Here is a 20908-nt window from a genome sequence, read left to right on the forward strand (position 1 = left end):
CTCAGCCCTCGCGGGCGGGCGGGATTCGTGGGTGCTCGGCCGTGGCCGACACGGTCGCGGCGGCAGCGTCGTCGGGCACCGCGATCTTGGAACGATCCGCGGCCGGCGGGCCCGACTTGGGCAGCACCGACGGGATCTCCTTGACGGTCTCGATGGTCTTCTTCGGTCCGCGGATCTTCTTGAAGAACAGGTAGCCGGCGATCGCGACCACGATGGTGATGACGACCAGCAGTGCGAACACGATGAGGAACGCCGCCCAGCGGGGCAGCCACTCGCTGAGGAGTTCGGCGAGGAAGAAGAAAAAGAAGAAACTCGCATACAGTGCGGTCACCCCGGCCACGGCGAGCGCGCCGGTGCCGGCTCCGGCCTTCTTGGCCTCATCGACCAGCTCGGACTTGGCCAGCGCCACCTCGGAACGGACGAGCGTGGACATGCTCGCGGTCGCGTCCTTGACCAGGTTGCCGATGCTCGGTTCGCCCTTGGGCCCGAGGTCGGCGTCGGACAGGGGGATCGAGGGGACCGGACGTCCTCCTGGTGCAGACCGGCCGTTCTCGTTTCGGCTCACAGCATCCTCCGTATCTGGGGTGTGGGGCATATGTTGCCATGTCGGCCGAGCGAGGTGGTCAGTGCCGCCCGCGGGCGCGGCTTCGTCATCGACTCGCGGGCGGGTACCGACACACGAGATGCGCCACCGGGTTGGGGCACCCGGTGGCGCATTCAGGGCGTGTCTCGCCGCGGGCGGGTTCCGGCCCGATCAGGCCTTCTTCGCGCGGATCGCCTCGAAGACCGAGGGGTCGACGAGGGTGGAGGTGTCGCCGAGTTCGCGGCCCTCGGCGACGTCCTTGAGCAGGCGGCGCATGATCTTGCCCGAGCGTGTCTTGGGGAGTTCGGGTACGACGTTGATCTCGCGGGGTTTGGCGATGGGGGAGATCTCGATCGACACCTGTTGGCGCAGTTCGGCGATCAGCTCGTCGCCGGTGTTCTCGATGCCCTCGCGCAGGATGACGAAGGCGACGATGCCCTGGCCGGTGGTCTCGTCGGCGGCGCCGATGACCGCGGCTTCGGCGACGCCGGAGTGCCCGACGAGGGCGGATTCGACCTCGGCGGTGGAGATCCGGTGGCCGGAGACGTTCATGACGTCGTCGACGCGGCCGAGCACCCACAGGGCGTGGTCCTCGTCGTAGCGGGCGCCGTCGCCGGCGAAGTACCAGCCGTGTTCGGCGAAGCGGGACCAGTAGGTCTCGCGGTAGCGTTCGTCGTCGCCCCAGATCCCGCGCAGCATCGACGGCCAAGGCTTGTCGAGGACGAGGTAGCCCTGCTCGCCCGCGCCGACCGGGTTGGCGTCGTCGTCGACGATGGTCGCCGAGATACCGGGCAGCGGTGCCATCGCCGAGCCGGGTTTGGTGACGGTCACCCCGGGCAGCGGGCTGATCATGATCGCGCCGGTCTCGGTCTGCCACCAGGTGTCGACGATCGGCGCGGAGTTGCCGCCGATGACCTCGCGGTACCACTTCCACGCCTCGGGGTTGATCGGTTCGCCGACGCTGCCGAGCAGTCGCACCGAGCTCAGGTCGTGGGCGTCGGGGATCTCCCGGCCCCATTTCATGAAGGTGCGGATCAGGGTGGGCGCGATGTAATAGATGGTGACGCCGTATTTTTCGATGATCTCGAAGTGGCGGTGCTCGTTGGGGGAGTTCGGGGTGCCCTCGTAGACGACCTCGGTGGCGCCGTTGGACAGCGGGCCGTAGACCAGGTAGGAGTGGCCGGTCACCCAGCCGATGTCGGCGCCGCACCAGAAGACGTCGCGGCCTTCCTTGTGGTCGAAGACGTAGTGGAAGGTGTAGGACGCCTGGGTGAGGTAGCCGCCCGAGGAGTGCACGATGCCCTTGGGTTTGCCGGTGGTGCCCGAGGTGTAGAGCAGAAACAGTGGGTGTTCGGCGTCGAAGGCTTCCGGGGTGTGCTCGGGGGACTGCTCGGCGACGGTGTCTTCCCACCAGACGTCGCGGCCGTCGACCCACGGCAGGTTCTCGTCGTGGTTGGTGCGGCGCACCACGAGGACCTTCTCGACCGATTCCGCGGCGTCCTCGCCGGTGCCGAGGGCTTCGTCGACGGCGGTCTTCAGCGGTGCGGGCTTACCGCGGCGGTACTGGCCGTCGGTGGTGATGACGAGTTTGGCCTGGGCGTCGTCGACGCGGGAACGCAGTGCGCCCGAGGAGAATCCGGCGAAAACGACCGAGTGGGTCAGGCCCAGTCGCGCGCAGGCGAGCATGGAGATCAGTGCCTCGGGGACCATCGGCATGTAGATCGCGACGCGGTCACCGGCGGTCAATCCGATCGCGGTGAAGTAGTTCGCGGCGCGGCTGACCTCGTCCTTGAGCTGGCTGTAGGTGATGTCGCGGTGATCACCGGGCTCGCCGACCCAGTGGATCGCGACGCGATCGCCCTTGCCTGCGGCGACATGGCGGTCGACGCAGTTGACCGAGACATTGAGCTTGCCTCCGACGAACCACTTGGCGAACGGGGCGTCCGACCAGTCGAGGACCTCCCCGAAATCGGTGTCCCATTCCAGTCGGCGCGCCTGCTCCGCCCAGAACTCCAGACGATCGGCCTCGGCCCGGTCATACAGCTCGGCGGTGCCGTTGGCCTGCGCCGCGAACTCCTCCGACGGCGGGTAACCGGGAGTGGTGTCGGAAGCGGAAGTGGTCATCTGAGCTGGCCTTTCACTGGTCGGCAACAACATCGCGCGTGGCAGCCGCACGTGAGCCGGCTGCTACGAGATCCTCATTGTGAGGGTAGTCACGTTGGATGCCCGTTGCAGGTGGCGGGGCGACGAAAGGTGCGCGCTCGTCGTCGAGCGGTCGGTTCGTGGCTGTCGGTGTGCCTGTCGTCGGCTCTGCGCGTTTTGCCGGAGTGCCTGTTTGCAGTGCGAAGAAAAATGGCCGTTCGCCGAGACGGCCCGATGACTCGTGGGTATGGTTACCTCCCGGTCAGGTTGTTGACAGCTTCCGGCCACGATCCCGTCAGGATCGGGTACGTCCACGTCCACGCGCGGTCCACGATGCTGCGCGTGCAAATGCAGAAGTCCGGCCGGAGGTGTGGTACAGCGCCTTCCGGCGTCGAATATTGCCGGTTACCACCGGCGTGCCTCGGAGGGCGATAGCGAGTGAAACTGAGGAAGATCTGGGTGGCGTTGGGTGCGGCCGTGGTGGCCGCCGGCGTCCTATCCGCATGCGGGAGTTCGTCGGACGACTCCAACGGTTACATCCGGGTGTACGGCGGTGAGCCGGAAACCGGTCTGATCACCACCACGACCAACGAGAACATCGGCGGCCGCGTCGTCGACGCACTCTTCACCGGTCTGTATGCCTATGACGCACAAGGCAATCCGCGCCCGGCGATGGTCGACAAGCTGGAGACCACCGACAACAAGAACTACACCATCACCATCAAGAAGGGGTGGAAGTTCGACGACGGTACCGAGGTGAAGGCGCACAACTTCGTCGACGCCTGGAACTTCGGTGCCTACACGCCCAACGCCCAGAAGCAGCAGAGCTTCTTCGAGCCCATCGAGGGCTATGACCAGGTCGCCGCGGAGAAGCCGACGGCCAAGACCATGTCCGGACTGAAGGTCGTCGACGACTACACCTTCACCGTGGCCCTCAAGCAGCCCAACATCGACTTCAAGCTCGGCCTCGGATTCACCCCGTTCAAGCCGCTGCCCGATGTCGCCTTCAAGGACATCAACGCCTTCGGTCAGAAGCCGATTGGCAACGGCCCCTACAAGTTCGTCGACTGGCAGCACAACCAGAAGATCGACGTCGAGGCCAAGGCGGACTATCCCGGTCCCGACAAGGCGAAAAACAAGGGCATCACCTTCGTCGCCTACCAGGATCCCGACGCCGCATACAGCGACCTGCAGTCGGGCAACCTCGACGCCCTCGAGATCATCCCCACCTCGGCGTTGCGTACCTACAAGAAGGATCTCGGCGAGTCGCAGGTCGTCAACAAGCCCGTCGCCTACAGCCTGACGATGACCATCCCGGAGACCCTGCCGCACTTCTCCGGTGAGGAGGGCCGCCTACGGCGACAGGCGATCTCGATGTCCATCAACCGTCCGCAGATCTCCGAGAACATCTTCGCCGGTACCCGGGCCCCGGCCCATGACTTCACCTCGTCGTCGCTGCCGGGATACGACGCCAACATCCCCGGCTCCGACGTGCTCGACTACAACGCCGCCAAGGCCAAGCAGTTGTGGGCGCAGGCCAACGCCATCGCCCCGTGGTCGGGGAGCTTCGTGATCGCCTCCAATTACGATGGCGGCCACAAGGAGTGGATCGACGCGGCCTCCAACGACATCAAGAACACGCTGGGTATCGACGCCCACGGTGAGTCGGTGCCGACCTTCAAGCAGCTGCGCTCGGAGATCAACGCACGGACCATCAAGACCGCCTTCCGTACCGGCTGGCAGGGTGACTATCCGTCGATGCTGGAGTTCCTGTACCCGATCTATGTGACCGGGGCCGGTGCCAACGACGGCGACTACTCCAACCCGCAGTTCGACGCGGCGATCAACAACGCGCTCGCGCAGCCGACCAACGAGGCGGCCTACAAGGCGGCCAACGGCGCTCAGCAGATCCTGCTGCAGGACCTGCCGGCGATCCCGCTGTTCGACTACGTCTCCACAATGGGTCTGGCCCAGGGGGTCAAGGGAACCATCACCTGGAACAACCTCCCCGACTACCCGAACCTGACCAAGGGCTGAGGCATCCCACCCGTTCGGCGGGTACCGGTCGTCACCGCACGGTGATGACCGGTACCCCGTCGGGTGGGTCGATGCTGCGCACGAGAGACGAATTGACATGCTCTGGTACACAATCCGACGAGTTCTCCAGCTGATCCCGGTCTTCTTCGGGGCCACGCTGCTGCTCTACTTCATGGTGTTCAGCCTGCCGGGCGATCCGACCGCGGCGATGGGTGGCGGCAAACCGCTGACCCCCGCGGTCCGCGAACAGATCCGGGAGCAATATCACCTCAACGACGGCTTCTTCCAACAATATTGGCACTATCTGAGCGGTATCTTCACCGGCAACCTCGGCCTGTCCTTCTCCGGACGACCCGTTGCCGACGTGATGGCCCAGGCCTTTCCGGTCACCATCCGGCTCGCGATCTTCGCGCTGATCATCGAGGCCGTGTTCGGCATCCTGTTCGGCGTGATCGCCGGCCTGCGCCGCGGCGGATGGTTCGATGCCACGGTGCTGTTCGCGAGCCTGGTGGTCATCGCGGTCCCGATCTTCGTGATCGGCTTCATCGCCCAGTTCCTCTTCGGGGTGAAGTGGGGGATCGCACCGGTGACCGTCGGGGCCAACGACGACCTCGCACACCTGTGGCTACCGGCCTTCGTGCTGGCGTCGGCGTCGTTCGCCTACGTCTTACGATTGACCCGTAATTCGGTGGCGGAGAACTCTTCTGCCGACTTCGTGCGGACCGCGACGGCCAAGGGTGCCTCCCGTCCGCGGGTGGTGATCGTGCACATCCTGCGTAACTCGCTGATCCCGGTGATCACCTTCCTCGGCGTCGATCTCGGCGCCCTGATGGCCGGTGCGGTGGTCACCGAGGGCATCTTCAACATCAACGGGATCGGTCAGACCATCTTCCGCAGTGTGAGTCTCGGTGAGGCACCCACGGTGGTGTCGATCGTCACCGTGCTCGTACTCATCTACCTCGTGGCGAACCTGGTCGTCGACCTACTCTACGCCGTGATCGATCCGAGGATCCGCTATGCCTGACAGTTTCTTCCCACCCGAATCCGAGGCCGAGGTCCTGCGCTCGGACGCCGAAACCCTCGGCGAGAGCGACCCTTCGGGGCGTCCGTTGCCGGGCCAACACCGCTTCGTCGCCCCTGACGACGAGGTCGAGGTCCTCGATGCCGACCCGGTCCGCGACACCGGCGCCTCCGCCGGTTTCTGGAAGGGCGCCTGGCTGCAGCTGCGGACCAGTCCGACCTTCATCGTCGCCTCCATCATGATCATCCTGGTGATCCTGATCTGCCTGTTCCCGTCGCTGTTCGCCCATCAGGACCCGCGCTACTGCCAGGGCGGCAACAGCCTGTTGCCGCCGAGTTCGTCGCATTGGTTCGGCACCGACCTGCAGGGCTGTGACATATACGCACGCACCATCTTCGGGGCCCGCGACTCGGTGATCGTCGGCGTGTGCACCACGTTGCTGGTCTTCGTCGTCGGTGGTCTGATCGGGGTCCTCGCCGGCTATCTCGGCGGGTGGCTCGACGTACTGCTGTCGCGGGTCACCGACGTCTTCTTCGCGCTGCCGCTGATCCTGGCGGCGATCGTGATCATGCAGATGTTCACCCACCGGACGGTGTGGACGGTGGTGGCGATCCTCGCCGTCTTCGGCTGGCCGCAGATCGCGCGCATCGCCCGCGGCGCGACCATATCGATCAAGAACAACGAATTCATCACCGCGGCAACATCACTGGGAGCCTCTCGGCGGCGCATCGTGTTCTCGCACGTGGTGCCGAATGCACTCGGCCCGGTGATCGTCACCTGTACGGTGTCCCTCGGTGTGTTCATCGTGACCGAGGCGACGTTGTCCTACCTCGGCATCGGGCTGCCCTCCACGGCGGTCTCCTGGGGTATCGACATCGCCGCCGGTCAGAGTCTGCTGCGGTCGGGCAATCCGATCCTGCTGTATCCCGCAGGCGCACTTGCCCTCACGGTTCTGAGCTTCATGCTCATGGGTGATGCCCTGCGCGATTCGCTCGACCCGAAATCGAGGACACGATGACCGAACAACCCACCACCGCCGAGACCGGCGCCACCGCAGGCGCCGTCGCCCCGCTGTTGGAGATCCGGGACCTCGAGGTGTCCTTCGGGAGCGCGAAGAACCCGACGCGCGCGGTGTCGGGGGTGAATCTGCGTGTCTATCCCGGCCAAACCGTCGCCGTGGTCGGCGAATCCGGCTCGGGCAAGACCACCACCGCCAACGCGGTGCTCGACCTGTTGCCCGGAACGGGCCGGATCACCGGCGGCACCATCATGTTCGACGGCATGGATCTCACGACCGCGTCGAAGAAGCAGATCGACCACTTGCGCGGCACCGGAATCGGTCTGGTCCCACAGGACCCGATGTCGAACCTGAACCCGTTGTGGAAGGTGGGATTCCAGGTTCGCGAGGCGATCGAGGTCAACAAGGTCGCCAAGGGTGCCGCCGCCAAGAAGCGTGCCGCTGAGGTCCTCGAAGAGGCGGGCATGTCCGACGCCGCATCCCGGATGAATCAGTATCCCCACGAGTTCTCCGGGGGTATGCGCCAGCGCGCGCTCATCGCGATCGGTCTGGCATGCCGCCCGAAACTCCTGGTCGCCGACGAGCCCACCTCGGCCCTCGATGTGACGGTGCAACGACAGATCCTCGATCACCTCGACGGGCTCACCGACGAACTCGGCACCGCGGTCCTGCTCATCACGCACGACCTCGGATTGGCCGCCGAGCGCGCCGATCACATCGTCGTCATGTACCGCGGCAAGGTCGTCGAATCGGGTCCGGCCACCGAGATCCTGCAGCATCCGCAGCACGCCTACACCCGGCGGCTCGTGCAGGCCGCACCCTCGTTGGCCGCCCGGCGCAGGATGCGGGCGACGACGACACCGCGCCCCGGCGGGCCGGATGCGGAGGCCGAAGTCGTCGAGAGCAGCGCGCCGACAACCGATTCCGATGCCCTCATCGTCGCCGACAAACTGGTCAAGGACTTCCCGGTGCGCGGCAAGGTGCCGTGGCAATCGACCCCGTTCCGCGCGGTCGACGACGTCGGATTCTCGGTGCCGCGCGGCACCACCACCGCGATCGTCGGAGAGTCCGGATCGGGTAAGTCGACAGTGGCGCAGATGGTGCTCGGCCTGCTGGCGCCGACGTCGGGTCGTGTCGAGTTCGACGGCACCGACGTCTCGACGGTCCGCGGCCGGTCGGCACTGGCGTTACGGCGTCGTATCCAACCGGTGTTCCAGAATCCGTACGGCTCCATCGACCCGATGTTCTCGATCTACCGGGTGATCGAGGAGCCGTTGCGGGTGCACAAGATCGGCGACAAGGCCTCGCGGGAGAAGAGGGTGCGTGAATTGCTCGACCGGGTCGCACTCCCGGCGTCGGCGATGCATCGCTACCCCAACGAACTCTCCGGTGGGCAGCGCCAGCGCGTGGCGATCGCGCGGGCGTTGGCTCTCGAGCCGGAGGTCGTGGTGTGTGACGAGGCGGTCTCGGCGCTCGACGTGCTGGTCCAGGATCAGATCCTGACCCTGCTCGATCATCTGCAGAACGAGATGGGGCTGACCTACCTGTTCATCACCCACGACCTCGCGGTGGTCCGCCAGATCGCCGACGACGTGCTGGTGATGGAGAAGGGACGCGTCGTCGAACACAGTTCGGCCGACGCGATCTTCGCCGCGCCGCGCGAGGAATACACGCGCAAGTTGCTCGAGGCGATCCCCGGCCGGTCGATCCCCCTCGGGGGCAGCGTGGCCTGACGGTCGCCATCACCGACGGTCAGCTGCGCGACAGCCCGGGCGGGTCGGTCCGGCGGTGCGGATTATGGTGTTCGGATGACCTCCGACCCGCTCGCACCGCTCGCCGACCTGCCCGGGGTGGCCGCCGCGGCCGACGCCGCGCGCGACGCCCTGGGCGCGGTACACCGGCATCCGGCGAACCTGCGTGGCTGGGACAAGACGGCCACCGAGGCGTCCTGGCGAGCCGGACGGTCGTCGGCGGCCATCGACGGCGGCAGCGTCGAGCTGCGTCGCGACGGCGACTTCGACGATCCGCTCCTCGCCGGTGCCATGCGCGTGGCCCAGGCCCTCGACGGCGACTCGCTGGAAAGCCTCACCTCGGTATTCCGGCGTGCTCCCGCACAGGCCTTCGCTCGCCTGCACATGCTCGCCGCCGCCGATCTCATCGACGATCCCGACGAGCTCGGCCGCCCGCGCGCCGATGCCGACGTCGCGACCCGCCTGGATCTGCTGAGCCAGCTGATCACCGGCGGCACCAGGGTGGGTGCGCCGGTCCTCGCCGCCGTCGTCCACGGGGAACTGCTGAGCCTGAACGCCTTTCGATCCGCCAACGGGATCGTCGCCCGTGCTGCGTCTCGGCTGGTGTGCACGTCGTCGGGTCTCGATCCGCACAATCTCGGCGTCCCCGAGGTGACATGGCTGCGGCGGGTCGCCGACTATCGCGTCCTGGCGCAGGCCTTCGGCACCGGCCGCGCCGAAGCGCTGGGGGAGTGGATCGTCTTCTGTTGCCAGGCGCTCACCGCCGGTGCGGCAGAAGCGAAGTCGATCGCCGACGCCGCACGGGCCGGCTGACCGGGCAGACAAACACCGGGCCCACACGACACTGGGCCCACACAACACTGCGGGCGGCGATCCGGTTCGAAAACCGGGTCGCCGCCCGCATAGCACGAACGAAAGCTACCAAGCGTGCTTGGTGGGTTGTGGTTACCGCCTCGGCGATTGACCACGGACATCTGTCCGATACCGTTCCGGCGCTGCCAATCTCGTCCCATCACGACGCCATCAATGATGTCGTCGGCGCTGTCCGAGGGTCGGGGCGCTGCCGTCGAGGGTAGCCGTTCACATGGCCGCGATGTCGCAGGCGCACAACACTTGTGCCTTATGCGGCGCGCTCCGCGTGGGTACTTGCCGCTCGTGCTGGGAAGTGCTCGGAATGGGGGCCCGCTCCTTCTCTTCCGGGGCGAACTTTGCCTTCCGAGATTCCGTATGACCTTTGTACACCGTGATCGCAATCACATCAAGACTCAAGCGTGTCAACGTTCGGTGGCGTTCACATCACCGACGACTGGTGCACTGGTGCAACGGTTTACGGCGCTTCAGAGGTGCAGGCCGACGCTCGCCGTGGCGGTGCGTCGAGGCCTGGTGAGACGGATTCCGACGCCACATCCCACCGCGGCGCCGATCCCCAGGGCCACCGCCGCGGCCAGCGCCGGCGCGGTGGCGAACGAGGGGTCCGGCTCGCGGTCGAAGTCGAGGATCGGCCAGCCGTTGTCCTCGGCGTGCCGGCGTAAGTGCTTGTCGGGGTTCACCACCGTGGGCCGCCCGACGACCTCGAGCATCGGCAGATCGGTCACCGAATCCGAGTACGCATAACAGAGGTCGAGATCGTAACCGTGCTCCTGCGCGATCTGCAGGATGGCCGCGGCCTTCTGCTCGCCGTAGCAGTAGAAATCGAGGTCGCCGGTGTAGTGGCCGTCGGTGATGTGCATCCGGCTCGCACGCACGTGATCGACGCCCAACATCACGCCGATCGGCTCGACCATCTCCTGCCCCGACGCCGAGACCAACGCGACGGCGTGTCCCTTCTGCCGGTGTGCGTCGATGAGGTCGACCGCACCGCTGTAGACGAGCGGCCGGACGACATCGTCGAGGGTTTCCGCGACGATCCGGTTAACCTCCGAGACATCCCATCCCTGACACATCGTGGTGATGTGCCGGCGCAGTCGCTCGACGTGGTCGGCGTCGGCGGCCGAGCGGGCGAAGCTCAACTGTGTCACGGCCGAACGAAGCAACGTTCGGGTGTCGAGCAGGCCCTCGGTGAAGAACTGCCGGCTGAAGGCGAGAACCGAGGATTTCGCGATGACGGTCTTGTCGAGGTCGAAGAATGCGGCGACCGGCGGCGTCTCCTGGACACCCGGGCGATCATCGCTCATTTCGGGCATCGTACTGTAGTTCTGCGATGTTGTAAGTCGACTTGGGCTATCTCGCACGATGCAAGCCGCAGCCGGTGGCCATCGCCGCTGTGAGTCATTCGTACAGGACAACAAACCTGCAGGCAGTGAGACGAATGGGCGATGTTGTGTCGGGTTTCGCGAGTTGTTTGCGAGTGTCGTGCGAACGTGTATAGTCGTGGGTACCCGGTCTTCGGACCGGTGCCCTTCAGCCCGACCCCCCGGGGCTGAAGCGCGACGACCCCGGCCTCCTCCCCCCCTGGCCGGGGTTGTCCTCTATCTGGAGCAAGTCAGCTCGCCGATTCCCGTCTTGCCATTGCCGTTCTCGCAGGCGCGTTGCTGTTATCGCTGACGCGGTGGGTTCTCCACAGAACCGGCTGCGTCCACAGGCTGAGACCCTCCGCGCACGTGTACACAGAACGATGACGCCGGAATCGGCCACGATGGCGCTCATGTCCGAAGCCCTCCTCGCCCTCGTCGACGACGATCTGCGCGACGACGTCGCCCGGTGTGCCGCGGCCGCAGGCTATCGGCTGGTTCTCGGCGATCCCGCGACCTGCCGCGCCGAGTGGCTGCGGTCTCGTGCGGTCGTCGTCGACCCACCCGCGGTCGCCGCCTTGGTCTCCACCTCGGTGCCGCGGCGAGCCGGGGTGCTGCTGGTCGCCGACACCGCGCCCCCGGCCGACGTCTGGCGTTCGGCGATGGACCTCGGCGCCGGTGACGCCGCCCTGTTGCCGGCCGACGAGGGCCATCTGGTGCGCACGCTGACCGAGCTGCGTACGCCACGACGGGCCACCGGCGGCGGCGTCGCGCTGATGAGTGCACACGGCGGGGCCGGGGCGTCGGTGCTGGCCGCTGCGGTGGCAACGGCCGCCGGCGACGCCGGTGAGCAGGTGCTGCTGCTCGACGCCGACGACCTCGGTGGCGGTCTCGACCTCATCCTCGGCATCGAGGACCGGCCGGGGTTGCGATGGCCGGATCTGACGCTGGAGGGCGGAGCGGTCAACGGACATGCGCTGCACCGCGCCCTGCCACGGGTCGACGACCGGATCGCGGTGCTCACCGGCCGTCGCGACGATTCCCGCCCGGTTCACGCCGACGCGGTGCTCGCCACCATCGACGCCGGCCGCTCGCACGGTGATCTGGTGGTCGTCGACCTGCCCCGCGCCGACACCGCCGTCGTCCGCGGCGTCGTCGAGTCGGTGGATCTCGTCGTCCTGGTGACCTCACCGACCGTCGTCGGCTGTGCCGCCGCCCGCCAGATCGCCGACCGGTTGCTCACCGACGCCGCCGATCTCGCGCTCGTCGTGCGCGGTCCCTCGCCGGGCGGGCTGCGTGCCCCGCAGATCGCCGAGGCCGCCGACCTGCGATTGCTGGCCGCCTACCGGCCGGACCCGCGACTGCCGGCGCGGCTGGAGAGTGGACGACCCGGGATCGGTGCGCGCAGTCCCCTGGGGCGGGCGGCACGAGCGGTGTACGGGGCCCTCGGTGTCGGTGTCGGTGTCGGGGCCGTCGGGACGGGGCGGGCCGGATGAGCGCGCACACCGACGAGGCGCTGCTGGATCGGGTGCGTTCGCGGTTGGCGTCGGAGGCGGTGGAGCCGACGGCGGCGGTGATCGCCGACGCGATACGCGCCGAGGCGGGTGGGGTGCTCGGCGACACCGATCTCCTCGCCGCGCTGCGGTACCTGCAGACCGAGTTGACCGGCGCCGGCCGGCTCGAAGAACTCCTGGCCGAGCCGGGGATCGCCGACATCCTCGTCGTCGGCCCGCACCGGGTATGGGTGGATCGGGGTGCCGGACTGGAACTCTCGGGGATCACCTTCGACGACGACGCGGCGGTCCGCAGGCTGGCCGGACGGCTGGCGTTGGGCGCAGGGCGCAGGCTCGACGACGCCCAGCCCTGGGTCGACGGGCAGTTGTCGAATGTCGGACGCCGGGGATACACGGTCCGCCTGCACGCGGTGATCCCCCCGTTGGCCGCCGACGGCACATGTTTGTCGCTGCGCGTACTACGCAGTGCCGGAATGGGTTTCGACGCGATGGTGGCCTCCGGTGCGATTCCGGCCGAGGCGGCCGAAGTCGTGGGTGAGGTGCTGCGTGCCCGGTTGTCGTTTCTGATCATCGGCGGCACCGGGTCGGGCAAGACAACGCTTCTCGGTGCGTTGATCGGACAGATGGGCGCCACCGAACGGGTCCTGTGCGTCGAGGACGCGCTCGAACTGACGCCGACCCACCCGCACGTGGTGCGACTGGTGGCGCGAACGGCGAATGTCGAAGGGGCGGGCGAGGTTGCGGTACGGGTCCTGGTGCGCCAGGCGCTGCGGATGCGGCCCGACCGGATCATTCTCGGCGAGGTCCGGGGTGCGGAGGTGATCGATCTGCTGACCGCCCTGAACACCGGTCACGACGGCAGCGGCGGCACCCTGCACGCCAACTCGACCGCCGAGGTGCCCGCGCGGATGGAGGCGCTCGCCGCCTTGGGTGGGATGGGCCGCGACGCCCTGCACAGCCAGCTCGCCGCAGCCGTCTTATCAGTAGTTGGTCCTGATGTGTGTCTGACTGTGTTTGACTTCCGAATGACCGTTGTGGGTTACACCCGGCTTCGGGGTGCGTATCCGACGGAGCTCATGTTTGCTGACTGGCAACCGCGTGTGGGGTGTGCGGCGCTCCATCTCCGTTTGCATGTCGCGGGATTCTGTACTCTAATATCTACGCATGTGCGCAGATACTCAAAGACGACGTCCCGGTTTAGGTGACGAGCAGGTCGCGTTGGTCGTCGAAGTGTTGCGGATGCTTGCCGATGCGACGCGGGTGCGGCTGTTGTGGGCACTGACGGAGGAGGAGCTGTCGGTGTCGCAGCTGGCCGAGGTCGCGGGGAAGCCCGCGCCGTCGGTGTCGCAGCATCTGGCGAAGCTTCGGATGTCGCGATTGGTACGAACGCGTCGCGAGGGTACGACGATCTTTTACAGCTTGGAGAACGACCACGTCCGGCAATTGGTGATCGACGCGGTGTACAACGCCGAGCACGCCGGTCCGGGCTTGCCCGCGCATCACCGCGGTGAGGATGTGCACGCGCTACATCAGGATGACCCCGACTCACGAAAGGCTCAGGGCTGATGGGTAATTCACCCCACGTCCACGACCCCAACCAGGCGCACTCTCACGAGGAACACGCTCATGGTCATGATCATGATCATGATCATCCGGGTGGGCTTCGGGGCGCGTTACGGGAGTTCTTTGTGCCGCACTCACACGATGCGGCCGACAGTATCGACAGCGTGCTGGAATCGAGCCGCGTGGGAATTCGGGCGGTCAAGATCAGTCTGGTCGCGCTGGGGATGACCGCCGTGTTTCAGATTGTGATCGTGGTGATCTCCGGTTCGGTGGCGTTGGCCGCGGATACGATTCACAATTTTTCCGATGCTTTGACTGCGGTGCCGTTGTGGATTGCGTTCGCGCTGAGCACGAAAGCGGCTACGAAACGCTACACATATGGCTTTGGGCGAGCCGAGGACCTCGCGGGGCTGTTTGTGGTCGCGATGATCACCATGTCGGCGTTGATCGCCGGTTACGAGGCGATCATGCGGCTCATCCATCCTCGCCCGATCGAGAATTTGTGGTGGGTTGCCGCAGCAGGTCTGATTGGGTTCATCGGCAACGAACTCGTCGCGGTCTATCGCATCCGGGTGGGGCGTCAGATCGGGTCGGCCGCGCTCATCGCGGATGGCTTGCACGCCCGTACCGACGGGTTTACGTCGCTGGCTGTGTTGATCGGCGCCGCCGGGGTAGCGCTCGGGTTCCCGATCGCTGATCCGATCATCGGTTTGCTCATCACCGTCGCCATCCTGGCGGTGCTGCGTACTGCTGTCCGGGATGTGTTCCGCCGGTTGATGGACGGGGTTGAACCAGAGTCGGTCGAACGTGCCGAGCAGGTCCTGGCAACCCAACCTGGTGTGGAGTCGGTGCGCAGCGTGCGGATGCGGTGGATTGGTCATCGTCTCCACGCTGATGCTGAACTCGACCTCGCGCCCACGGTGACGTTGACCGCCGCGCACACGATCACTCATCGGGCCGAACACGATCTCGTCGCGGCGATCCCGAAACTCTCCGACGCGCTGATCCACGCCTATCCAGCGCGACCTACCCGCGACCGGGATGCCGGGATCGGTGGGCTGGATTCCGGCTCTTCCTAACGATGAGCACTGCTGGTGGGGTCGATGGGTGGGGTCTGGTGGTCGAGTGCGCCGTAGAGAGTGGCGATGACTGTTTCCTGCCGGCGGATTTCGGCTCTGAGGCGGCTGATCTCGGTGTCTTTGGCGGTGAGTTGGCTGCGTAGGGCGGTGATGATGCTGTCTTCGAGGGTGCCGCTCGGTTCTGGTGCTGGTGTGATCTGGGCGTGAGCTTGAATCTGTGCCCGTAGGTCGGGATGGCCGTAGATGGTTTTGCGGGATACCTTTGCTTTCTTCGCGACGGTGTTGACGTTGATCGTCGCGTTCTTGCTGCGCAGGTCGCGCAGCGCTCGCTGGATACGTCGCCGGGAATCCATGGATCGTTGATGGGCGTGCGCGGCAAGTGCCTTCACGGCTTTTTCCGAGGGTGGGGTGCTCATCGGTCGTCCGTGGGTTCGGTGCGCTGGGCTGCGCGGATCGCGGATTCGTGGCTGCCTCGGGTTTGGATGTGCAGCAGGGGCAGTCGATGGGTGGTGCCCGCTCGGGTCACGGTGGTGTAGTTGTGCGGTGTGTCGGCGGCTTCGGTCCGTAGCCGGTCGGTGATGGCATCGAGGGAGGCCAGTTCGCGGAGCCGTTCGTGGATCCATACGTTGTCGTCGGTAAGTGTGCGACCGGTGCGCTGCTGGTACTGGCGGCGGCGGATCTCGATCAGGGACGCGGTTTTGGCTCGTTGGTCGAGGAGTTCGTCAAGGTGGGTGGCATCGGTGGCGAAATGGCCGCAGGACAGGCAGGCGTTGCCTTTGTCGCACGATGATAGGGGAGGTAGCAGGCACACCCCGTTGGGCAGAACGCGGTCGGTGCGCTGGGAAAGCTGGGTCATGTCGATGATGTCTGCGGGGCTGATGCCGATGTCGAGGCCACCGGCGCCGATCTTCTTGTGTTTGAGGAACTCCGCTTCGGCGGTCGCGGCGAGTGTGGCGGCATAGCGCAGGGTCATCTCGGGTGAGGCGTGGCCGAGATAGCGCTGCACGACGTGGATCGGCACCCCGTCATTGAGGAGTTCGGTGGCCCGGGTGTGGCGCAGCCGGTGGGTTTGGGTGAACCGTAACGGGTGTCCTGTGCTGTCGGTGAGTCCGTGGATGCGATCCAGCCGTGCCAGCGACGTGCGGTAGCTGTTGTAGGGACGTGGCAACTGGCCTTGATGTTGGTGGCGGATGCCGAGGAACAGATATTTCGGAGTCAGGTGCGGGAACTGTTGGTGGTTGTAGCGTTGCTGCTCGCCGATGACGTTGACGACGGCTTGTTCGACCAGGATTGTGGGGACGATTCCGTCGACCTTGGTTTGCTGGTAGCGCAGTTTCGCGACGAACGCGTCAGGATCATCGGTGTCGGCGGGGCGGTCTTGGCCGGGGATGGGTTGCAGCGGGTCGGGGTCGAGCATGAGGATTTCTGACGCTCTGCGCCCGGTCAGTGCTTGCAGTAGCCATACGCGGGCGGCCTGCGGGTCACCGAGTCCGGCGACGACGGTGATGGTGTTGTCGGGATGGGTGATGGTGACCTGTTCGCCGTGGTCGGCGGCCAGCACATCGAGGTAGCCGAGCATCTGTTGGAGTTCGCGGGTGCTGTACCAGGTCAACTCGCGTCGGCGGTGGGAACGACGGGATCGAGCGGTTGGCCCCCACAGCCGGGTGTGGGCGTCGCCGAGTTGGGCCCACCGCTGGTCGCTGGTCGCTGCCGCGGCGTCGGGGGCGTGGTCGGCCATGAAGGTGTAAAACACTTGTGTTTGGCTCTGGACGGCGTCGATAGCGCTGGCCGACAACGGTTGTCCTGGTCTCGAGGATGCAGCCGGGGAGCGCAGGTACCCGGAGAAATCGGTGAACACCTGGCGCAACACGCTCGGGTCTGCAGAGATCGCGGGGTCGGTGATCTGGTGTTGGGTCAGGAACGGGCCGAGGTGACGGGCGAGAGTGCGTGCCCGTCCGACGACCGAGGACCACCGCAGCAACTCGGTACTCAGCGCGGTGCGCAGCCAGAATCGCACGCCCTCGCGCAGCCAGCCGGGCTGGATGAGCCCTACAGCCACGAACAAATCGTGGCGGGGTTCGTGCTCGCGTTGGGGAATACGGGGATCAGCGTGCAGGTCCCAGATGTCGTGCTGCCACCACGGGACGTCGGTGCAGCGCACCGACACGTACAGGTGGAATCGTTCGATGAGGTGAATGATGTTGCGACGCGAAGTGGTTCCGGGGAGGCGGCCATTGCGGCGCTCGAACCCGACCAGGGCGCACCGCAGCAGATCTTGTGCTGACAGGTCGGTGACCGACGCCGGTGCGCGGCCGTGCTCGCGCTGATAGTCGGCGACCGCATCGGTCAGTGCCTGACCACACCACTTCAATAGCGACGGCTCGAACTTGCGTACCCCTTCGTCCCCGCACAGCCACACCCACCAGGCCAGCTCGTCACAGATACGTCGGGGCACCGCTGCTGGGGTGAAGTCGTGCCCGGCGGGATCGTTGAGGTAGCGGGCATTGTGGATGAACACCTGTGGCGCCTCATCGATGCGGTAGTGCAGCTGCCGCCACTGGGTGGGTACCCGCGCCCATTGTTCGTCCCAGGTCAAGCCTGCAACCCGTGTCTGCGGGGTGGTCACGTGCGTAGAGGGGTCAGGCATCGTGAATCCGTTTCCACCCGGCGACATAGTTCTTCCACTGCGCCAGAGAACGCATTTCGGCGTCCTCGGTAACCCACCCGTAGGTCGAGAGCGTCGTCTGGATATCGGCATGGCCCAGGCGGCGCATCACCACATGTGGTGACACGCCGTTGAGGAGCAGCGCGGTCGCGTGAGTGTGACGGAACCAGTGTGGCGACCAGTCCGGTGGCACCGAACCCGCGGTGCGCGCGCGGATCGCGCGGACCGCGGCGTACACGTTCTCCACCCGCATGGGCGCGAACCGGGGGCCGCGGGTGAGGTTGACGAACACGAAATGTGTTGCCAGGTCGGACACCACCACGTCGGCGCTGTGGTCGACGAGCAGCCACACATACTCGGTGTAGAGGGCAGCGAGATCGTCACCGATGTAGATGCGCCGACTCCCCGACTTCGCGCGTATCCCATGGGGATGATCATCGCGACCTGAGACGTCGACGAACGGAGTCACTCCACCGGAAATGTGAAAGTCATGGTGGCGCAGCGATAATGCCTCACCGATCCGCATGCCGGTCTCAGCCAGGACAGCGAACAGAAAACGATCCCGTAGCCCGGTAGCCCCGCCCGACCATCCGTGATCGCTCTGGACCGAACAGGCGTTGAGGATTGCCGCGACCTGATCGGGCTCCAGGATCGGGGTAGCCGACCGATTCCGCTGGCGCAGTCGATAGATCGGATGGTCGTGCTCGACGGCCGGTCCGATCCCGTCGAGGAACCCTGCGTACGGGTTGCGCCGCCGAGCCCCACGGCGGGCGCTGAACAGCCGCTCGTACGGTCCGGTGAGATGGTGGGCATCGGCGTGATAGGTGTACATCGACAACACCGCGGCGCTACGCGGTTGGATAGACGACTCCGCCAAACGTCGCACTTGCGGCCCGATCCGCCGTACCCCCGGCAGGTCACCGTAGCGAAGGTAGCTGAGGAAGTCGCCGAATCGACTGGTGGGGAAATCATCCCACCGATCACCGACGTGATCGAGTAGCGTCCACCACTCGGCCAAACCCCGCGCGTAGGAACGCACCGTATTCGGTGAACGCCCGGATCTGGTGACGAACCGCAGATACTCCTGCGCCGGGGCGATTGGGAGATGATCGTCGCCGACCACTGTGAACGTGTCGGGCCGGTCAGGGAAACTGACCCGCTGTGCCCGTGCCACACCCATCCCCGGCCCGGTTCACGCCTGGCGTTGGCGGCGGTAGTCCGCGAAATTGGTTACCACCGAGCTGCCCGCCCGCGGGCGGCGCGCGGCGGGCCCGCCCGCCGACGCTGTTGCCGCTGACGATGTTACCGCTGGAGATGCGCCACGCTGACCCATCGTGAACTCCGCCAACAAATCCCGCGGCCAGATCAACTGGTGGGTCGACACGATCTCCTTCGGAGAGCCAGTACCGAACACGAACTCGATCCACTTACTCATCAACCGCGGCCGCTCGGGTGCACGATCATTCCAGCCAGGTTCGGTCCGGCCCCACGTGAAGCCGGTATCGGTGTTGAGTCGCGTGTAGAGCTGCTTACGCAGCATCTCGTAGCGGTCGACATCCAGACCACCTGAATCATGAAAATGACGCAGCAACGCCCCCAACGAGATGCCCCACCTCTTCTTCACCGGCAGCAAACTCACCAACGATGGTGTACCGCGGACGGTTTCCGACACCACCGCGAACGGGGCCAGGAACTCCGAGGCAAAGCGTGACGCCTGATCCTCATGCTCGTCGGTGACCTCGCGGATACCCACATGCAGCATCAGATGACCCAACTCGTGCGCGATGGTCCACCGGGTGCGCTCCCACGAGTCCAACTCGCGTAACGCGATCAGCGGCCGTTCCTTGAACTCACCTATCCACGTCGAGCACCCCAGGTGCTTCTCCAAACGCCCACGCTCATTGGCCTCCACCCCCTGCCCGCTGAACCGCTCACCACGCATCATGACCGGTACCCCATGACGCTCCAACAGATGTGTGAGATCACCAATCGGAGTATCGGGGCCAACGCCGAGCTGATCACGCGCCGCAGCCGCGGCCTGGACCGGATCAAGATCCGGTCGAGGGGCAACGGTCAGCGGTGGCAACTTGTGCTGGGAATCCAGGTGCAACAGGAAGTCACCAGAGAGCGCCATCATCTGCGCCATCCGGTTCTTCTCGGTCTCCGAGGTCGCTTTGGGCGCCCGGAACGACAAGTCCTCCGGTTCGACCCTCGACACCGGTGGCGTGGTGAAAAACGCTGCGGGAAAACCCAACACCTCAGATAGAGCGTCTAGCTCGTCCGCCGTGACCGTCGTGACCTCGGCACGCTCCATCCGGGTCAGACGAGCACCCTTCCAGCCCATCGCTTCCAGCACAGCTTTCGCGGTCATCCGGCGCACCAGTCGCGCCTGCCGGACCCGCAAGCCGAACACCTCACGCGCAGTCGTAGTCATAACGTCCCCGATTCAACACCAGCGAAGCCGACGCTAGCCAACCGGTCCGACAGAACAGCTACGCCGGCGCCGAACCCGTGCCCTCCTCGCCGCTCGGAGGTGCCCACTCGTTGAAGTCGGTGTCGTGCTCGTCGATCACTGGCTTGCGACGTACATTGCGCGGCAACGGAGTTGACGCAAGAATGCGGACCATCGACGGCGAGTCGATGTCGACGACCGCGGCGAGGAAGACATCCGGCACCTGCAACCCGTCCTCCGACAGCGTCCACAACACGAACCAATCCGGCTTCGGTGAAGTGCGCGGCAGCGCCGCCATCTCCTGACTCAACGACGGCTGCACCGCAGACTGTGGATCCGTGGCGCCCTCGCTGCCGACAATCGACTTCTTCGGCGGCTTGAGGACAAGGCGCTCGCCCCGCTCCGGAAAGAACTCTGCGGGAGCCCTGCGAACCCTGCTGTACCAGCCGCGGCCATCCTTCACCATGACCGACATCCCTTGCCCATACCGGGTATGGATCTCCCCTGCGGGCGGAGGAGGCTCGTCCGGATTGCGAACGTCGCCAACGCGATACAACAGCAGTAGACCACGCACCGACGTGCAGTAGAGCTGCCCGTGCATCGCTGTCGGATCCGGGAAGTGCCCACTCCACACCTGCGCCACTTCCAGTACCACTCCAGCAACGTCTTCGCGGAGCTTCGCGAACTCGTCGTAGTACTGCTCGACAAGACGGTCGCACTGCTCCTGGAGCGTCAGCTTCGGCGCTTTGGGGTTCATGCATGGAGAATTTCACACCCGGACCTATATCGCAATAGGTAAGCGCGATCATTTTTTCACCTATCTCCAGGCGGGAGCATTTGTAAGTAACATGT

Annotated in this window: 17 protein-coding genes; 9 read left to right on the top strand and 8 right to left on the bottom strand. The window is 65.9% G+C overall.

Annotated elements, in window-relative coordinates:
* Nucleotide 1: 1 nt before the first annotated feature.
* A complete protein-coding gene (locus AC5ZH6_RS03790; protein WP_020172485.1) occupies nt 2–565 on the bottom strand; it encodes a phage holin family protein in 564 nt (187 codons plus the stop codon).
* A gap of 189 nt (nt 566–754) precedes the next feature.
* Nucleotides 755–2707 carry an acetate--CoA ligase gene (gene acs / locus AC5ZH6_RS03795; protein WP_020172484.1) on the bottom strand — a complete coding sequence of 651 codons (1953 nt, stop codon included), beginning with the start codon at nt 2705–2707 and terminating at the stop codon, nt 755–757.
* 456 nt (nt 2708–3163) lie between these two features.
* Between acs and AC5ZH6_RS03800 the strand changes: the two genes are divergently transcribed.
* The 5 genes from AC5ZH6_RS03800 to AC5ZH6_RS03820 all read left to right on the top strand — a co-directional run bounded on the left by AC5ZH6_RS03800 (nt 3164) and on the right by AC5ZH6_RS03820 (nt 9365).
* The gene (locus tag AC5ZH6_RS03800; protein WP_496168475.1) at nt 3164–4762 is read left to right on the top strand and encodes a peptide ABC transporter substrate-binding protein; all 1599 of its coding nucleotides are present in this window, start codon (nt 3164–3166) and stop codon (nt 4760–4762) included.
* A 97-nt stretch (nt 4763–4859) separates the two neighbouring features.
* The gene (locus AC5ZH6_RS03805; RefSeq protein WP_006372337.1) at nt 4860–5786 is read left to right on the top strand and encodes an ABC transporter permease; all 927 of its coding nucleotides are present in this window, start codon (nt 4860–4862) and stop codon (nt 5784–5786) included.
* Entirely contained in the window at nt 5779–6801 is a 1023-nt protein-coding gene (locus AC5ZH6_RS03810; protein WP_006372338.1) for an ABC transporter permease, read from the top strand. Before AC5ZH6_RS03805 ends, AC5ZH6_RS03810 begins: the two co-directional genes overlap by 8 nt.
* Nucleotides 6798–8534, top strand: a complete 1737-nt coding sequence (locus AC5ZH6_RS03815; RefSeq protein WP_006372339.1) for a dipeptide ABC transporter ATP-binding protein — start codon at nt 6798–6800, stop codon at nt 8532–8534. Before AC5ZH6_RS03810 ends, AC5ZH6_RS03815 begins: the two co-directional genes overlap by 4 nt.
* Before the next feature lie 75 nt (nt 8535–8609).
* Nucleotides 8610–9365: a Fic family protein gene (locus AC5ZH6_RS03820; protein ID WP_006372340.1), complete on the top strand. Its 756-nt coding sequence runs from the start codon at nt 8610–8612 to the stop codon at nt 9363–9365.
* A 524-nt stretch (nt 9366–9889) separates the two neighbouring features.
* Here the strand turns inward: AC5ZH6_RS03820 and AC5ZH6_RS03825 are convergent.
* On the bottom strand, nt 9890–10726 hold the full coding sequence (locus tag AC5ZH6_RS03825) for an HAD family hydrolase (protein WP_006372341.1): 837 nt from the start codon (nt 10724–10726) through the stop codon (nt 9890–9892).
* A 470-nt stretch (nt 10727–11196) separates the two neighbouring features.
* Between AC5ZH6_RS03825 and ssd the strand changes: the two genes are divergently transcribed.
* The 4 genes from ssd to AC5ZH6_RS03845 are packed head-to-tail and all read left to right on the top strand — an operon-like array spanning nt 11197 to nt 14939.
* On the top strand, nt 11197–12279 hold the full coding sequence (gene ssd, locus AC5ZH6_RS03830) for a septum site-determining protein Ssd (protein WP_035728821.1): 1083 nt from the start codon (nt 11197–11199) through the stop codon (nt 12277–12279).
* Nucleotides 12276–13502, top strand: coding sequence for a TadA family conjugal transfer-associated ATPase (locus AC5ZH6_RS03835; protein WP_496168479.1), 1227 nt, complete (start codon nt 12276–12278; stop codon nt 13500–13502). Before ssd ends, AC5ZH6_RS03835 begins: the two co-directional genes overlap by 4 nt.
* Nucleotides 13462–13863 (top strand): ArsR/SmtB family transcription factor, encoded by a 402-nt coding sequence (locus AC5ZH6_RS03840; protein WP_496168481.1) that lies wholly within the window; start codon nt 13462–13464, stop codon nt 13861–13863. Before AC5ZH6_RS03835 ends, AC5ZH6_RS03840 begins: the two co-directional genes overlap by 41 nt.
* Nucleotides 13863–14939, top strand: coding sequence for a cation diffusion facilitator family transporter (locus AC5ZH6_RS03845; RefSeq protein WP_496168483.1), 1077 nt, complete (start codon nt 13863–13865; stop codon nt 14937–14939). Before AC5ZH6_RS03840 ends, AC5ZH6_RS03845 begins: the two co-directional genes overlap by 1 nt.
* Here AC5ZH6_RS03845 and AC5ZH6_RS03850 read toward each other — a convergent pair.
* The 5 genes from AC5ZH6_RS03850 to AC5ZH6_RS03870 are packed head-to-tail and all read right to left on the bottom strand — an operon-like array spanning nt 14936 to nt 20813.
* Nucleotides 14936–15355, bottom strand: coding sequence for a DUF6262 family protein (locus tag AC5ZH6_RS03850; protein ID WP_496168484.1), 420 nt, complete (start codon nt 15353–15355; stop codon nt 14936–14938). The genes AC5ZH6_RS03845 and AC5ZH6_RS03850 overlap by 4 nt on opposite strands.
* The gene (locus tag AC5ZH6_RS03855; RefSeq protein ID WP_496168486.1) at nt 15352–17586 is read right to left on the bottom strand and encodes a tyrosine-type recombinase/integrase; all 2235 of its coding nucleotides are present in this window, start codon (nt 17584–17586) and stop codon (nt 15352–15354) included. Before AC5ZH6_RS03855 ends, AC5ZH6_RS03850 begins: the two co-directional genes overlap by 4 nt.
* On the bottom strand, nt 17579–18778 hold the full coding sequence (locus tag AC5ZH6_RS03860) for a tyrosine-type recombinase/integrase (protein ID WP_496168488.1): 1200 nt from the start codon (nt 18776–18778) through the stop codon (nt 17579–17581). Before AC5ZH6_RS03860 ends, AC5ZH6_RS03855 begins: the two co-directional genes overlap by 8 nt.
* 18 nt (nt 18779–18796) lie before the next feature.
* The gene (locus tag AC5ZH6_RS03865; RefSeq protein ID WP_496168489.1) at nt 18797–20038 is read right to left on the bottom strand and encodes a helix-turn-helix domain-containing protein; all 1242 of its coding nucleotides are present in this window, start codon (nt 20036–20038) and stop codon (nt 18797–18799) included.
* Nucleotides 20039–20096: 58 nt separating this feature from the next.
* Nucleotides 20097–20813 (bottom strand): hypothetical protein, encoded by a 717-nt coding sequence (locus AC5ZH6_RS03870; protein WP_496168491.1) that lies wholly within the window; start codon nt 20811–20813, stop codon nt 20097–20099.
* Nucleotides 20814–20908 lie beyond the last annotated feature (95 nt).

The sequence above is a fragment of the Gordonia sp. YC-XJ4 genome (genome assembly GCF_059511865.1).

Coding starts and splice junctions, on each gene's coding strand:
- acs (WP_020172484.1), bottom strand. CDS start 2,707: ATGACCACTTCCGCTTCCGACACCACTCCCGGTTACCCGCCGTCGGAG.
- AC5ZH6_RS03805 (WP_006372337.1), top strand. CDS start 4,860: ATGCTCTGGTACACAATCCGACGAGTTCTCCAGCTGATCCCGGTCTTC.
- AC5ZH6_RS03810 (WP_006372338.1), top strand. CDS start 5,779: ATGCCTGACAGTTTCTTCCCACCCGAATCCGAGGCCGAGGTCCTGCGC.
- AC5ZH6_RS03815 (WP_006372339.1), top strand. CDS start 6,798: ATGACCGAACAACCCACCACCGCCGAGACCGGCGCCACCGCAGGCGCC.
- AC5ZH6_RS03820 (WP_006372340.1), top strand. CDS start 8,610: ATGACCTCCGACCCGCTCGCACCGCTCGCCGACCTGCCCGGGGTGGCC.
- AC5ZH6_RS03825 (WP_006372341.1), bottom strand. CDS start 10,726: ATGAGCGATGATCGCCCGGGTGTCCAGGAGACGCCGCCGGTCGCCGCA.
- ssd (WP_035728821.1), top strand. CDS start 11,197: ATGTCCGAAGCCCTCCTCGCCCTCGTCGACGACGATCTGCGCGACGAC.
- AC5ZH6_RS03835 (WP_496168479.1), top strand. CDS start 12,276: ATGAGCGCGCACACCGACGAGGCGCTGCTGGATCGGGTGCGTTCGCGG.
- AC5ZH6_RS03840 (WP_496168481.1), top strand. CDS start 13,462: ATGTGCGCAGATACTCAAAGACGACGTCCCGGTTTAGGTGACGAGCAG.
- AC5ZH6_RS03845 (WP_496168483.1), top strand. CDS start 13,863: ATGGGTAATTCACCCCACGTCCACGACCCCAACCAGGCGCACTCTCAC.
- AC5ZH6_RS03850 (WP_496168484.1), bottom strand. CDS start 15,355: ATGAGCACCCCACCCTCGGAAAAAGCCGTGAAGGCACTTGCCGCGCAC.
- AC5ZH6_RS03855 (WP_496168486.1), bottom strand. CDS start 17,586: ATGCCTGACCCCTCTACGCACGTGACCACCCCGCAGACACGGGTTGCA.
- AC5ZH6_RS03865 (WP_496168489.1), bottom strand. CDS start 20,038: ATGACTACGACTGCGCGTGAGGTGTTCGGCTTGCGGGTCCGGCAGGCG.
- AC5ZH6_RS03870 (WP_496168491.1), bottom strand. CDS start 20,813: ATGAACCCCAAAGCGCCGAAGCTGACGCTCCAGGAGCAGTGCGACCGT.